At 53.9% G+C, this 13,903-nt stretch carries 12 protein-coding genes; 2 read left to right on the top strand and 10 right to left on the bottom strand.

Features of this window, described 5'->3' with window-relative positions:
• The first annotated feature begins 5 nt into the window (after positions 1-5).
• Entirely contained in the window at positions 6-488 is a 483-nt protein-coding gene (locus METLA_RS0118055; RefSeq protein WP_024299882.1) for a GDP-mannose mannosyl hydrolase, read from the top strand.
• Positions 489-536: 48 nt separating this feature from the next.
• Here the strand turns inward: METLA_RS0118055 and METLA_RS0118050 are convergent, their stop codons facing one another.
• The 6 genes from METLA_RS0118050 to METLA_RS23005 all read right to left on the bottom strand — a co-directional run bounded on the left by METLA_RS0118050 (position 537) and on the right by METLA_RS23005 (position 8,985).
• Positions 537-2,198: a glutamine--tRNA ligase/YqeY domain fusion protein gene (locus tag METLA_RS0118050; protein ID WP_024299881.1), complete on the bottom strand. Its 1,662-nt coding sequence runs from the start codon at positions 2,196-2,198 to the stop codon at positions 537-539.
• Positions 2,199-2,385: 187 nt separating this feature from the next.
• Positions 2,386-4,923: an EAL domain-containing protein gene (locus tag METLA_RS0118045; RefSeq protein ID WP_029646789.1), complete on the bottom strand. Its 2,538-nt coding sequence runs from the start codon at positions 4,921-4,923 to the stop codon at positions 2,386-2,388.
• Entirely contained in the window at positions 4,914-7,079 is a 2,166-nt protein-coding gene (locus METLA_RS0118040; protein ID WP_024299879.1) for an HDOD domain-containing protein, read from the bottom strand. Before METLA_RS0118040 ends, METLA_RS0118045 begins: the two co-directional genes overlap by 10 nt.
• Before the next feature lie 176 nt (positions 7,080-7,255).
• A complete protein-coding gene (gene dmeF, locus METLA_RS0118035; RefSeq protein WP_024299878.1) occupies positions 7,256-8,218 on the bottom strand; it encodes a CDF family Co(II)/Ni(II) efflux transporter DmeF in 963 nt (320 codons plus the stop codon).
• Positions 8,184-8,393, bottom strand: a complete 210-nt coding sequence (locus METLA_RS0118030) for a hypothetical protein (RefSeq protein WP_024299877.1) — start codon at positions 8,391-8,393, stop codon at positions 8,184-8,186. Before METLA_RS0118030 ends, dmeF begins: the two co-directional genes overlap by 35 nt.
• A 37-nt stretch (positions 8,394-8,430) precedes the next feature.
• Positions 8,431-8,985 carry a hypothetical protein gene (locus tag METLA_RS23005; protein WP_161635429.1) on the bottom strand — a complete coding sequence of 185 codons (555 nt, stop codon included), beginning with the start codon at positions 8,983-8,985 and terminating at the stop codon, positions 8,431-8,433.
• 288 nt (positions 8,986-9,273) lie between these two features.
• Here METLA_RS23005 and METLA_RS0118020 point away from each other — a divergent pair, with 288 nt between their 5' ends.
• Entirely contained in the window at positions 9,274-9,657 is a 384-nt protein-coding gene (locus tag METLA_RS0118020) for a DciA family protein (RefSeq protein ID WP_206740954.1), read from the top strand.
• 10 nt (positions 9,658-9,667) lie between these two features.
• Here the strand turns inward: METLA_RS0118020 and lpxC are convergent, their stop codons facing one another.
• From lpxC to METLA_RS0117995, 4 genes are all read right to left on the bottom strand, one after another.
• Complete coding sequence (lpxC, locus tag METLA_RS0118015; RefSeq protein WP_024299874.1) at positions 9,668-10,591, bottom strand: UDP-3-O-acyl-N-acetylglucosamine deacetylase; 924 nt, start codon at positions 10,589-10,591, stop codon at positions 9,668-9,670.
• Positions 10,592-10,715: 124 nt separating this feature from the next.
• Entirely contained in the window at positions 10,716-11,870 is a 1,155-nt protein-coding gene (gene ftsZ, locus METLA_RS0118005) for a cell division protein FtsZ (protein ID WP_024299873.1), read from the bottom strand.
• A gap of 26 nt (positions 11,871-11,896) precedes the next feature.
• Positions 11,897-13,123: a cell division protein FtsA gene (gene ftsA, locus METLA_RS0118000; RefSeq protein WP_024299872.1), complete on the bottom strand. Its 1,227-nt coding sequence runs from the start codon at positions 13,121-13,123 to the stop codon at positions 11,897-11,899.
• On the bottom strand, positions 13,101-13,901 hold the full coding sequence (locus METLA_RS0117995; protein WP_024299871.1) for a cell division protein FtsQ/DivIB: 801 nt from the start codon (positions 13,899-13,901) through the stop codon (positions 13,101-13,103). Before METLA_RS0117995 ends, ftsA begins: the two co-directional genes overlap by 23 nt.
• Positions 13,902-13,903 lie beyond the last annotated feature (2 nt).

Below are 13,903 nucleotides of genomic sequence, written 5' to 3'. Positions count from 1 at the left end.
CGACCATGCACCTTAGCGATCGTGATTTTTTGGAAGTGATCGAGCGGACGCCGCTGGTGTCGATCGATCTGGTCATTCAGGACGATGCCGGCCGGGTGCTGCTCGGCTGGCGCACCAACGAACCGGCAAAAAACACCTGGTTTGTGCCAGGCGGGCGCATCCGTAAAAATGAAACGCTGGACGCCGCATTCCTGCGCCTCACCGCTGCCGAACTGGGCAAGGCGGTCGACCTTGAAGAAGCGGTGCCGCTTGGCGCCTATACGCATTTGTACGAAACCAATTTCGCCGAAGTGAGCGGCATCGGCACCCATTATGTGGTGCTGGCCTATGCACTGCGCCGAGCCGAACTGCCCGAACAGCTGCCCGCGGAACAGCACAGCGATTATTGCTGGCTGAATGCTGACGAGGCGCTCCGCGATGCGGAAGTACATCCGAATGTATTGCCGTATTTTGAAGCCCTTTCAGGATTAGCCTCCGCCAGGCCATGATGATTCAAAAAAACCTGCCGGTTTTTTAAAACCCGGCAGGTTTTTTGATCAATCCTTTACCCAGCCTTCCCTGAGCGTGACGGTCCGGTTGAACACCAGATTGCCGTCCTTGCTGTCTTTGTCGAGACAGAAATAGCCGATCCGTTCGAACTGGAAACGGCTTTCCGGCTCCGCATTCGCCAAACTGGCTTCGACCCGGCAGCCGGTCAAGACCTGCAATGAATTCGGGCTCAGCGCATCCAGGAAGTTTTCTTCATTGTCCGGCTGCGGCACCGAGAACAGGCGGTCGTACAGACGCAGTTCCGCCGGCAGCGAATGTTCCTCCGAAACCCAGTGGATCACGCCTTTGACCTTGCGCCCTTCCGGATTCTTGCCGAGCGTCTGAGGATCGTAGGTGCCGCGCAGTTCGACGATATTGCCATCCGCATCCTTGATCACCTCGTCGCAGCGGATCACATACGAGCCGCGCAGACGCACTTCGCCGCCCGGCACCAGACGCTTGTATTTCGGCAGCGGATTTTCGGAAAAGTCGTCGCGCTCGATCAACACCGTTTTCGCAAACGGAACGCTCCGTGAGCCGAGCTCAGCGCGCTGCGGATGATTGCCGAGGCTCAGGTTTTCGACCTGCCCGTCCGGATAATTCGTGATCACGACCCGCAAAGGCTCCGCGACCGCCATGGCCCGAAGCGAGTTCTGGTTCAGATCCTCGCGGATGCAATGTTCGAGCACACTCATCTCGATCCAGGAGTCTTTCTTGGTCAGGCCGATCCGTTCGCAAAAATCGCGGATCGCGTTTGGTGTGACCCCCGCCCTGCGCAGCCCGGCGATCGTCGGCATGCGCGGATCGTCCCAGCCCGACACATGCTTTTCGGTGACCAATTGATTCAGTTTGCGCTTGCTGACGATCGTATATTCTAGCTGCAGGCGGGCAAATTCGATTTGCTGCGGCCGCCACGGCGTATCCAGTTGCTCGAGCACCCAGTCGTACAAGGGCCGGTGATCTTCGAATTCGAGCGTGCACAACGAATGCGTGATGCCCTCGATCGCGTCCGAAATGCAGTGCGTGTAGTCGTACATCGGATACAGGCACCAGTCGTCGCCGGTACGCTGGTGATGCACCCGGCGAATCCGGTACAGCGTCGGATCGCGCATGTTGATGTTCGGCGACGCCATGTCGATCTTCGCGCGCAGCACATAGTGCCCGTCCGCATACAGACCGTCGCGCATGCCCTGGAATAGGGCCAGATTTTCCTCGATCGAACGGCTGCGGTCCGGACTGGCTTTGCCCGGCTCGGTCAAGGTGCCGCGATAGGCGCGAATTTGCTCCGGCGTCGAACTGTCGACATAGGCCTTGCCGTCTTTGATCAGTTGCACCGCATAATCATAGAGCTGGCCGAAATAGTCGGACGCATGGCGCAATTCGCTCCACTCGAAACCGAGCCAGCGCACGTCTCGCTTGATCGCCTCGACATATTCATCGCTTTCCTTCTCGGGATTGGTATCGTCGAAACGCAGATTGCAGGTGCCGTTATATTCGAGAGCGAGGCCGAAATTCAGGCAGATCGATTTGGCGTGGCCGATATGCAGATAACCGTTCGGTTCCGGCGGAAAGCGGGTCGCGACCTTGCCGTTGTGTTTGTTGGTTTTTAAATCGTTACTGATCAGATGGCGAACAAAATTCGCCGGCGACGGATTCTCGTTAGTGGACATGAACTCTTGGCTTTAAGGTTTTATGCGTGTTGCGCCGATTAATCAGGCGCGAGTTATCGCAATGTTTTTGGCAATCCCAAATGCTACTTGATTTGCCGAACGCAGTAAAGATCAAAAGCCCGAAATCGTTGAGGCGCGGCAGGTTTTCAGCGCAGCAACGGCTCTCCTTTAACAGTACGGCGCAATTTCAGAGGTCATCCGGCCGCGCCGTTTGATCTTCGTGAAGCGGCTTGGGCTTGCCGGTGAAATAGCCTTGCGCATAATCGACTTGCAAGCCGGTTAGGGTTTGCAGGATCACCTGATTTTCGACAAATTCGGCAATCGTCTTTTTGCCGAGCACATGGCCGATATCGTTGATCGATTTGACCATCGCCAGATCGACCGAATCGTGCTCAATGTCTTTGACGAAAAATCCGTCGATCTTCAAAAAATCGACCGGCATATGCTTAAGATAGGCAAATGAAGACAAACCGCTGCCAAAATCATCGAGTGAAAACTTGCAGCCGTATTCTTTCAGGCGGTTCATGAAATCGGTCGCGAGCGTCAGGTTCGCGATCGCCGCGGTTTCGGTAATTTCAAAGCAGACTTTGGCTGGCGGCATCGCCGTTCTGACATACTCGCTTTCGATAAAACCCAAGAGGCCAGGATCGCTCAGACTGGCGCCGGAAAGATTGATCGAGCACAACGACAAGCGCTCCAGGCGTTTGCGATGCTCCGTAAAATAGTCGAACACATGGCGGATCACCCAGCGGTCGATTTTGGTGGCCAATTGGTAACGTTCCGCGGCCGGCAGAAAAGCATTCGCCGTGACGATATTGCCATTCTTGTCCTTCATCCGCAGCAGAATTTCGCAGTGCTCGCCTTCGTCGGCGCCGAGCGGCACAATATCCTGCGTATAAAGACAAAAAAGATCCTGTTCCAGCGCATTATTGATCCGAACCACCCAATTCATCTCGCCGTGGTGCTGCACCAGCGCCTTGTCATCTTCCCGGTAAATGTGCGTCCGGTTTCTGCCGGCTTCCTTGGCCGTAAAACAGGCCATATCGGCCTGCTTCATGTGAATATCGGCGCCGCCTTTACATAAGTCGACCATCACCAGGCCGATACTGACGCCGATCCTAAAACTTTTGTCTTGCCAAAAAAACTGGAATTGTTCGACCGCTTGATGAATTTTATCGGTTACCGCCAACGCCGCTTCGAGCGGACAATTTTCCATCAAGATCGCGAACTCGTCGCCGCCCAGGCGCGCGAGCGTATCGCTACGCCGGATCACTGTCGAAAACAAGTTGCTGATTTGCCTGAGCAATTCGTCTCCGGCCGCATGGCAGCAGGTGTCATTGACGATCTTGAATTGATCGAGATCGATATAGCACAAGGCATGTTGAGCCATGCCGCTGTCCGTCAAGACAACGACGCGTTCGAGGCGCCGATCAAACTCCTGCCGGTTAATCAGTTGCGTCAACGCATCATGGCTGGCCTGATAGGACAGCCTCTCGGTCAATTGCAGCGCTTCGGTCACATCCTCCTGGATGGAGACATAATGGGTGATTTCGCCTTCCGAATTAATCACCGGCGCGATCGACTCCCGCGCCCAGTAAAGATCTCCGGATTTTTTCCGGTTTTTCAAAACGCCTCGCCAGACCTGCCCTGACGAGATGGTATCCCATAAAATCATGTAACTGTCCTCCGAGAAGCCGGAGCTGAAAATCTTGGGCGTTTTACCGATGACCTCTTCTGATGAATAGCCCGTCGTTTCGGTGATTTTACGGTTCGTATATTCAATAATGCCGTTCCGATTCGTGATGAAAATCAGATTCGGGCTGTTGTCCATCGCGTGATACAGCTTGCAAAGATCGTTTTCAACCAGTTTTCGCTCATGGATGTTCCTGATTACGCCAAAAACTCTTGGCAGCGCGTTGGCTTGACCATGAGCCAGGCTGAACAAATCGATCGAATGCGGATTAATGTCCATCGAGGTAATTTCAACATGCTTTACCCCCTCTCCATTTTGACATTGCAAACGTAACTGGGTGGTCACAGGATGATGATAAAGGCCGTTGCTTTTGAATACCGCTTCGGCTTTTTTCCAGTCTTCCTGATAGACCACCTGCGAATAATGCTTTCCTGTCATTTCTGCCAGCGAACCTCCGAGCAAGGTTTCCGCCGCTTTATTCAAAAAGGTAAAATTGCCCTCCTCATCCATCAGAAAAATGAGGTCCGGAGAGTTTTCTACAAAAAACCGGTGCATTTGTTCCGAATGATGAAGCCGGCTCAAAATCCGCTGGTTTTCATCCTGCAAACGGATAATTTTTTGCGCTTTCGCGACCGTATTTTTTAACGCTTTGACTTCATAAGGTTTTTTAATGAAATCATGGACAAAATTGTAGCGCAGGGCATGCCGCGCCTCGACAAAACCGGCTTCGCCGCTGATCACGATCACTTGCGTATTCAGCATCATGTCCGCGATATGCGTCAATACATCATATCCGTTTAAATCCGGCATGTTCAGGTCCAGCAAAACCAGCTCCACCGGATGCTTGTTTAAAAAGTCGATGGCCGCGCGGCCGCTGGGCGCCACTGCCACTTTATGCCCGTCCAACTCAAAAACCTGGCGCAAACTGTCTCGCGCCCGCTTTTCATCATCGACGATCAAGAGTTCGATCACTCCGCCCTTGGCGTTGTCTGAAACGGCTATTCGAGAGATGTGACTTGAATCTAAAAGCATGACAATTCACCGTTACATTTTTCGGTCAGGTTTGAAGGGACTCTCGGTAGAAAAACATGAAAAACCGTCCCGGTCGCCGCGGATGAATCGCAGCGTATCATGCCTTTTAACTCATCGATCAGGCACTTACAGATCGTCAAGCCAAGCCCCGCGTGATTTTTACCTTTGCGGCTAACCACAGGCGCATATAATTGCCGCAAGACTTCCTGAGGCAGGCCCGGACCTTCATCCTCGACCCTGATCTCGATCAATCCGCCGGCCCCGAAGTCAACGTTATCTTGGGTCGTAATCGTTATTTTGCTGCCCGGTTTTGATGCTTCCAGCGCGTTTTTTATCAGGTTGATCAGCAGCTGTTTCAGTTTGTTTTGACTGATGAATAGCGTGGGTATGGCATGATCCAGCTTCAGCTCGATGTTGATTCCGCGTAAGGCAAACATCCCCGTTTGAAAAAGATTTCCCAGATCAATGATCAGCGCATTGATATCGACGCTGCCGGATTCATCATGCGGCGTATCGTCGATCATATTTGGCAAACTCGACAGCAGTTTGCCCACCCTGTCCATTTCGTCCTGAATGATTCTGATTTCATTGGCGTTTTCGCCGCCCAATCTTTGCGCAAGCAAATAAAGATAATTTTTAATGATACTGAGCGGATTGCTGGCTTCATGCACCAGCTTTTTAGTCTGCAGGCGGTAATTTTCACGCACCTCTTCCAATTTTTGCAGGGTCGTCCGCTCGCTCGAACTGAGATTCAGCAGCGCGCGCGCCGCTTCCCTGGAAAAAATCAGCATAAATTCGGCTTTTGATGCTATCGTCTGCATATCGGATTTGCTGATACCGACCGCGATGACGCCAACATTCTGCGCATCTTCATACAGCGGAATCAACATCAACCCTTCGGCACCCAACAAGCGACAAATTTGCTGATCCACGATAGATCTGAGGCTTTTCGAGCACGCATCGAACGAATGCATGATTCGTCTATGCAAAAGACACTTGGCAAGCAAACTATGATCTGGAGACAGGTTAATGATGACGGATGACCATAGAAAACCCTCTTCCGGGTGTCCGGGCACCCCGACCAGGTCATTCGTTTCAGAACGGAATAGGAAAAAAGCAGCGACCTGAAAGCCGAATAGGACGCTCAAGTCTTTCTGAATAACGCCGACAAGATGACTCATTTCCAGGGACGCATCCAATTGCTGACGAACCGCGGTAGACAGCATCATGGATTTGATGCGTTCTCCTAGGCTGTTCCGAATCGCTTCCCTTTGGTGTACAGGGGTAAGGCACTTTAAGCCCTTGCCTTCGGCATGAGCCACCGTTATCCCTATGTCATCCGCTGATTGCCGGACCAAGCTGCCGACTTCATCGAGCATATCTTCAATCAGCGGCTCATTGATACCGAAAAGCCTATCGGCCAAATCCAATACGTCCTGCCTGTCGGCAGTGTCGATGCTGGCAATTTGGCCGGCAAGATTGATAATTTTTACCAATTGGGAGCTATCGGCAATCGCATCGAACGCTTGATGTTGATGACACACCGCATCGGAGATAAAAGACTGAAGGTTCCACTTTTCAATCATATGGCCGCCAACGTCATTATGCCGGGCGCCAAACAATTGTGTTTCAAGCTCACCTTCCCGTCCGTCCAGGTGCTGCGCCAGAAATATCGGGTAGTCTTGCGGGAAACAATCCAATAAAACCAATTGACCAATTCGATGCAGCAAACCGGTCAAATAAGCTTCCTCCGGAAACGGATAAGCCGTCAATTTTGCCAATTTGTGCGCGAGATGGGCGCAGGTTAGCGAGCGGTACCAGATAAGCTCGAGGGAATCATGATTTGCCCGCGGCATTTGAGAAAAATACTGCTGAACCGAGCGGGTGATCGCAATGGTTTTTACGGTGGACAAGCCTAAAACAATGATCACTCTATTTAAGTCGGTGATCTCTCCCCATTGCCGATAATAGGAAGAATTGGCCGCCGCCAGCACCTTCGAACTCAAACTGGCATCTTGGCCAATGATGTTCGCCAATTCCTTAAAATTCACCTCGACACGCTGGGTGACCCTGATCAGATCAAGCAAGACCTTCGGTACGACCGGCAGATTGTTGAGATCAACCCTGGATAAGATCGACAGTACGGCATTCTCCATAGCTCTATTTCGCCTGATTGTGTTGCAGTGAACAACATCTGAGTCAATGACTTAAAACGCGGACTCGCTCTACCGACAAAATGACACCGTGTTTGCGCACCGAAGTCATAATGTTTATTTAAGTTTAGCAGATTTGAGCCGTCTTATCGTCAAAACTATTTGCTGTCCAGCTACCACTAGGCGCAGTCCGTGTCACGGCAGCGCGTCACTTCCACGGTGACATGCGACAATTTATTCAGGCCTCCCAGCTTATTGAATTTTTTCAACAAATTCTTGTAATACTCCGGATTCTTCGGATCATGGGTCACAATCGAAACAATCAGCGCATAATGATTCGGCGCGATCCGCCAAATATGCAGATCGGCAACCCGGTTATCGGCATCGCTCTCGATCCGTTCGACAATTGCCTGACGATAATCGGAAGCGAGGCTCTCATCGAGCAGGACGGGACAGGTTTCCTTGACCAACGCATAAGACCAGCGGGTAATAATAATCGCACCGACCGCGCCCATGGCAGGATCGAGCCAAATCCAGCCGTAAAACTTGCCCAATATCAGGGCAACGATCGCCAGCACCGATGTCAGCGCATCCGCCAGCACATGCAGGTAAGCCGCCTTCAGGTTATGGTCATGATGATGATCGTGGTCGTGATGCGCATGATGGCCGCCATGATGATCGTGAACATGATGATCTTTCAGCAACAGCGCGCAAATCAGATTAATTCCCAAACCGATGCCGGCGATCGCGATCGCCTCATCAAAATGAATCGTGTGCGGATGAAAAAAACGGTTGCCGGACTCGACAAGCATCAGCAAGGCCGCGATGCCGAGTGCGATCGAGCTGGCAAAGGCGCCGAGCACGCCGACCTTGCCGGAACTGAAGGCAAAAGTCTCATCGTGAAGATGCGCGCGCGTATAGCGGTAGGCAAGCAAGGTAATCAAAAATGCCGCCACATGAGTTCCCATATGCCAGCCGTCGGCAAGCAATGCCATCGACCCCAGCTTTAAGCCGGCTACGATTTCGAGCACCATCGTCACGAACGACAGCACCAGGACTTGCCGGGTGCGTCTTTCGCCTTTTTTGTTGATCAACGCAAAGTTGTGATCATGTTGCAAAAGACTGATGGTACGGGCATGCATAAGAAAAATCCTGAGTCTGTTTTTTGTGAGGCCGATATAAAAAAGGAACGCCGAAATAAAAGCTGAATCCCGGATGGCCCCAGCCCCAATAGACGCGGCCATGCGCCAATGCCTCCGTGCTGCTGGCCGCTAAGAGTAGCCAATCACCCGCGGTAAAATAATTGCCGAGTTTCATCGCCGCCTCCTCAAGTGTGTTCAAACCGGCTTAGGTCTTAACGCCGGCCCGAACCGCCGCGCCCACCGCCAAAATGATGACCGCCGCCTCCGAACGATCCCCCCGGACTGGAGCGAAAGCCGCCGCCACCACGAGGGCTGCCGCCTCCCCATTGATGGCCGCCCTCGATACTTCCTCCCCGGCCCGAATGCCATCCGCCAGCGTCACCTGAACGGCCTCCCCATGAGCGGGCGCCGCCGTGTTCTCCGCCCGGTCTGCCGCCATGTCCCCAACCACCTCCTGAACCGCCGTCCCAATGATGGCCGCCGCCTCCGCCTCCGCCTTGCCAGTAGTGTCCGTCATGCCCGCCCCGATAATAACGACTTCCGCCGCCATAGTAGTAAGGCCAATAACCGTAGGAATAATAGGGCCGATAACTGTAATAGGAATACGGCCAATAGCCATAACTCCCATAACCATAACCGACTCCGAACGAGGGATAATAAGAGTCATAGCCGTAATACCCCCCCGCAGGGCCATAATAGTAACAGCCCTGAATGGCCAGCAGCATCCCCGTTGCCACGGCCAGATTGAGCAAGCGTTTCATCTTCATTGAACTTCCCCTGATGGATAGGCCACCCGATACGGATAGCCGCGGTAAATGAAGCCATTAGATAAATGCAAGCAGGCAGGGTTCCTTGGTCGGACGTGACACTCTTTTCAAAACAGCCTGCTATTGACTCGGGACGTCGCGCTACCCTATGATGAATCAATCTAGAAACTGGGGCCGGCCCTAAACGGGCCGCGCTCATTTTAACCCGCGTTCGCGCCTCCCTGACTGATGGCTTTCAAACTAGCACAATCTTTTCAAAACCGCACCTTGGCCGTGTACCTCGGCCGTATGGAACAACAACAAGCGTTGCTCCGGCGCATCCGCGCCGACCTGCCGCCGCCCTTAGCGAGCCATGTGCTGCATTGCGTGGTGCATGAAAATAATCTGCTGCTGTATACCGACTCGGCGGCGTGGGCTTCGCAATTGCGTTTTTTGAAACAGGAAATTCTGCAAGCAGCCGGCAAGGCACGGAATTATGCATTCGAAAAACTGCAAATCCGCATTTTGGCCGATCAAATCAGCGCGAGCCCGCGCGCTGAAAGCAAAGCGAATCTGCCTTCGGCGGAAAAAATCGCGATGCTCAGGCATCAGGTGGATGACATCCGGGACAGCCGGCTGCAGCAAGCATTGCAACGGCTGAGCGCAACGCTTGCGAGACTGAAGGACGAATAAAGCGGGGGTATCAGGCGGCCGGTCTTGGCGCCTCGGCCGAGCGCATGAAGGAAATCGGCGCATCGTCTTCGTTTTCGAAAGTGACCATTTCCCACGCATCCTTATCGTCCAATAAGGTCCGGAGCAGTTGGTTATTCAGGCCGTGGCCGGATTTATAGCCGGTAAACTCGCCGATCAAACTGTACCCGAGCAGATATAAATCGCCGATCGCGTCGAGGATCTTGTGTTTGACGAATTCGTCGGCATAGCGCAGGCCGTCTTCGTTCAGGACTTTCGCATCGTCGACCACGATCGCGTTATCCAGGCTGCCGCCCAGCGCCAGATTGTTGCGCCGCAGCATGTCGATGTCTTTCATGAAGCCGAAGGTTCTGGCGCGGCTGACTTCCTTCACGAAGGTCGTCGAGGAAAAATCCATCGTCGCGGTTCTGAGGTGCTCGGCAAAGGCCGGGTGCTCGAAATCGATCGTGAAAGTCACCTTGAAGCCGTCGAACGGATCGAAGGCCGCCCACTTATCGCCGTCTTCGACCCGGATTCGCTTTTTAATCCGGATATACTGTTTGGCTGCATCCTGTTCATGAACGCCTGCCGATTGCAGCAAAAACACAAACGGACCGGCGCTGCCGTCCATGATCGGCACCTCGGCCGCGCTGACATCAATCAGGGCATTGTCGATGCCGAGGCCAGCGAAAGCGGACAACAGATGTTCGATCGTCGAGATCTTGACATCGCCGGCAACCAGTGTAGTCGAAAGCACCGTTTCGCCGACATTTCTCGGCGAGGCCTGAATCGTGACCGGCTGCTCAAGATCCACCCGGCGAAAGCGAATGCCGGTATTCGGCTCGGCCGGGTGCAGGGTCAAATAGACCTTGGATCCCGTGTGCAGGCCGACGCCGGTGGCTCTGATCGAATTTTTCAAAGTACGCTGTTTAATCATAAATGATCTGTAGAATTTAAAGCATAGGAATAGCTCATTCTATCATGTTCGGTCCGCAAAAACAGAAACCGCACGCGCCGCCGGCCGGATTTGCAGAGCGGAGCCCGGCCGGCACCGCGATCCGTTAATCGGCCTGACGGCGCAAGAATGCCGGAATATCCAGCAGTTCCAGATTCGTTTCCTTGCCGGCCGCCGCGTTGAAACGCGCTTCCCGGCCTTCCGGTTTATTGCGCATCACGGTCGGTTTGTCGAATTCGTTATAGCTGACTTCGCCGGCCGCGGCTCTATGCATCAGTTTAACCGGAGCTTTCGCCTGCTGCCGCGGCAAGCCCATGCCGGTCGCGACCACGGTCACCTTGATTTCATCGCCGAGACCCGGATCGATCGCTGTGCCGATCTTGATGATCGCATCTTCGGAAGCAAATTCGTGCACGATTCTGCCGACTTCATCGAATTCGGCGATGCCCATGTCGGCAGCGCTGATATTAACCAGAATGCCTTTCGCGCCTTGCAGATTGATGTCTTCGAGCAACGGGCAGGCGATCGCTTTTTCGGCCGCTTCACGCGCGCGCTGGTCACCGGTGGCGGCACCTGTGCCCATGATCGCCGCGCCCATGCCCTTCATGACCGTGCGCACGTCAGCAAAGTCGACGTTGATCATGCCGGGATGCACGATCAGTTCGGTAATGCCCTGAACCGCATCCAGCAATACATGATTGGCCGCCTTGAACGCATCGACCAAGGACACGTTATGGCCTAACACCGGCAGCAACTTCTGGTTCGGAATCGTGATCAACGAGTCGACATATTTTTCAAGCTCTGCGATGCCTTGCTCCGCAATCGCCAGTTTCTTCTTGCCTTCGAACAGGAACGGCTTGGTGACGACCGCGACGGTCAGGATGCCCATTTCGCGCGCCAACGACGCAATCACCGGAATCGCGCCGGTACCGGTGCCGCCGCCCATGCCGGCGGTCAAGAACACCATGTCCGCGCCTTCCAGCACTTCCTTGATGCGGTCGCGGTTTTCTTCGGCAGCCTGGCGGCCGACTTCAGGATTCGTGCCCGCGCCGAGGCCCTTGGTCAGCTCGACACCCAGCTGGATGATCGTGCCCATATTCAGTTTTCTGAGCGCCTGCGCGTCGGTATTCGCGCAAATGAACTCGACACCCTCGATGTGGCTGTTCACCATTTGACTGACGGCGTTGCCGCCGCCACCGCCGACGCCAATCACCTTGATCACCGCCGATTCGGTACATGTATCGATTAACTCATACTTCATAACCCACCCCTAATTCGCCTTTGAAATTAAAAATTACCTTGAAACCAATTTTTGATTTTTGACCACCAGCCAGTTCCATCGTATTCGATGGTTTTTCCGTAACTTTGGTGTTCCCTGCCGTAAATCAATAAGCCAACGCCTGTCGAGTAAATCGGATTTCTGACCACATCCGGCAATCCGGTCACGTTTTGCGGAACCCCCATCCGTACCGGCATGTGGAAAATCTCCTCCGCCAACTCGATCAATCCCGTAACCTTCGAACTGCCGCCGGTCAACACGATACCGGCGGCAATCAGTTCTTCGTAGCCGCTGCGCCGAAGTTCCGACTGCACCAGCATCAACAATTCTTCGTAGCGCGGCTCGATGATTTCCGCGAGGTTTTGCATCGAAATCTTGCGCGGCGCGCGGTCGCCGATGCTCGGCACGTCGATCGAGCCTTCGACATCGGCGAGCTGGGTCAGGGCGCAGGCATGTTTGCGTTTAATCTCTTCCGCATTCACGGTCGGCGTTCTCAAGGCGACCGCGATGTCATTGGTGACTTGATCGCCGGCGATCGGAATCACCGAAGTGTGCTTGATCGCGCCATCGGCAAACACCGCGATGTCGGTCGTGCCGCCGCCGATGTCGATCAGGCAGACGCCCAGCTCTTTTTCGTCTTCGGTCAACACCGCATTGCAGGACGCCAGTTGTTCAAGCACGATGTCATCGACCTCGAGGCCGCAGCGACGGATGCACTTGATGATGTTCTGCTGCGCGCTGACGCTGCTGGTCACCATATGCACCTTCGCTTCGAGCCGAATGCCGGACATACCGATCGCTTCCTTGATGCCTTCCTGCAAGTCGATCACGAATTCCTGCGGCAAAATATGCAGAATCTTTTGATCGGCCGGAATCGCAACCGCGCGCGCCGAATCGATCACTCGATCGATGTCGTATTGCGTGACCTCCTTGTCCTTGATCGCGACGATGCCGTGCGAATTCAGGCTTTTGATATGGCTGCCGGCAATTCCCGCAAACACCGACTTGATCTGGCAGCCGGCCATCAGTTCGGCCTCCTCGATCGCGCGCTGAATCGAATTGACGGTCGATTCCAGATTCACCACGACACCCTTTTTCAAGCCGCGCGACGCGGTCTGGCCGATACCGATCACCTCGATATGGCCCTCGCTGGTGATCTCTCCGACAATCGCGGCGACTTTGGTGGTGCCGATGTCCAGACCCACGATTAAATTACGTTCTGTTTTTTTTGCCATATTTTTTACTCTGTGAGGCTCTATTCGTTTGATCTTCGCTGACCGGTTTAGGATCCGCCAGTTTGCTCCAGTCGACCGGCGGCGCATCCGGCCGCCAGGTCACCGCATAACCGTTCGGATAACGCAAATCGGCGATCGCAATCGCATCCGCCTGCTCCGGGCCCATCACCTGCAGCGTTCGTAAAAAACGCTGCAATTTCTTTAACTGGTCTTCGCGTCCCAACAGGATTTCCATGCCGTTGGCGAGCCGGATCTTCCAGGCCCAACGGTCATTGATCGCAAATTCGGTCAATATCATCGCCTGATCTTCCAGCGCGGTGGTGACGCCTTTCATGATTTCGAGCACTTTTTGTTCCTGCAACGCAGGGCCCGACACCTTCGGCAGTATCAGAAACTGATCCACATTGCGCGGTGAAAAAATCACGCCCTGCTCGGTGATCAGGCTGTTTTCGCCCCAGCGCGCGAAAGCGGTTTTCTCTCCCACCCGAATGTCGATCGCATCCGGCCACACCCGCTTGACCTCAACCCCTTCAACCCAGGGCAATTTTGCAACCGCATCATGCACCGACTGCATGTCGGTGGCTAGAAAACCTGCCTGCACCAACGGCGACAGAGTATTTTTAATTTCGTCCTTGGTCAGGTGCTGGAACACGCCCCCAATCCTGACATATTTGATCGGCGTAACATGGGAACTGTAAGGCCTGATGCCTTCACCAAATTTCCAGGCCAGGACGCCAATCACGCCTAGCACTGCCAGGATTTTCCAGCTTGCATTCATCG

The sequence above is a fragment of the Methylomicrobium lacus LW14 genome, assembly GCF_000527095.1.
Taxonomy (GTDB): domain Bacteria; phylum Pseudomonadota; class Gammaproteobacteria; order Methylococcales; family Methylomonadaceae; genus Methylomicrobium; species Methylomicrobium lacus.
The sequence above is the reverse complement of the archived record's forward strand: the minus strand, read 5'-3'. Positions and strand labels throughout refer to the sequence as shown.

Excerpts from the sequence above, each read along its gene's own strand:
- METLA_RS0118030 (WP_024299877.1), bottom strand. The coding sequence starts at position 8,393 with ATGAAACTCGGCAATTATTTTACCGCGGGTGATTGGCTACTCTTAGCG.
- METLA_RS0118050 (WP_024299881.1), bottom strand. The coding sequence starts at position 2,198 with ATGTCCACTAACGAGAATCCGTCGCCGGCGAATTTTGTTCGCCATCTG.
- lpxC (WP_024299874.1), bottom strand. The coding sequence starts at position 10,591 with ATGATTAAACAGCGTACTTTGAAAAATTCGATCAGAGCCACCGGCGTC.
- ftsZ (WP_024299873.1), bottom strand. The coding sequence starts at position 11,870 with ATGAAGTATGAGTTAATCGATACATGTACCGAATCGGCGGTGATCAAG.
- METLA_RS0118045 (WP_029646789.1), bottom strand. The coding sequence starts at position 4,923 with ATGCTTTTAGATTCAAGTCACATCTCTCGAATAGCCGTTTCAGACAAC.
- dmeF (WP_024299878.1), bottom strand. The coding sequence starts at position 8,218 with ATGCATGCCCGTACCATCAGTCTTTTGCAACATGATCACAACTTTGCG.
- METLA_RS0117995 (WP_024299871.1), bottom strand. The coding sequence starts at position 13,901 with ATGAATGCAAGCTGGAAAATCCTGGCAGTGCTAGGCGTGATTGGCGTC.
- METLA_RS0118040 (WP_024299879.1), bottom strand. The coding sequence starts at position 7,079 with ATGGAGAATGCCGTACTGTCGATCTTATCCAGGGTTGATCTCAACAAT.
- METLA_RS0118055 (WP_024299882.1), top strand. The coding sequence starts at position 6 with ATGCACCTTAGCGATCGTGATTTTTTGGAAGTGATCGAGCGGACGCCG.
- METLA_RS0118020 (WP_206740954.1), top strand. The coding sequence starts at position 9,274 with ATGGAACAACAACAAGCGTTGCTCCGGCGCATCCGCGCCGACCTGCCG.
- ftsA (WP_024299872.1), bottom strand. The coding sequence starts at position 13,123 with ATGGCAAAAAAAACAGAACGTAATTTAATCGTGGGTCTGGACATCGGC.
- METLA_RS23005 (WP_161635429.1), bottom strand. The coding sequence starts at position 8,985 with ATGAAGATGAAACGCTTGCTCAATCTGGCCGTGGCAACGGGGATGCTG.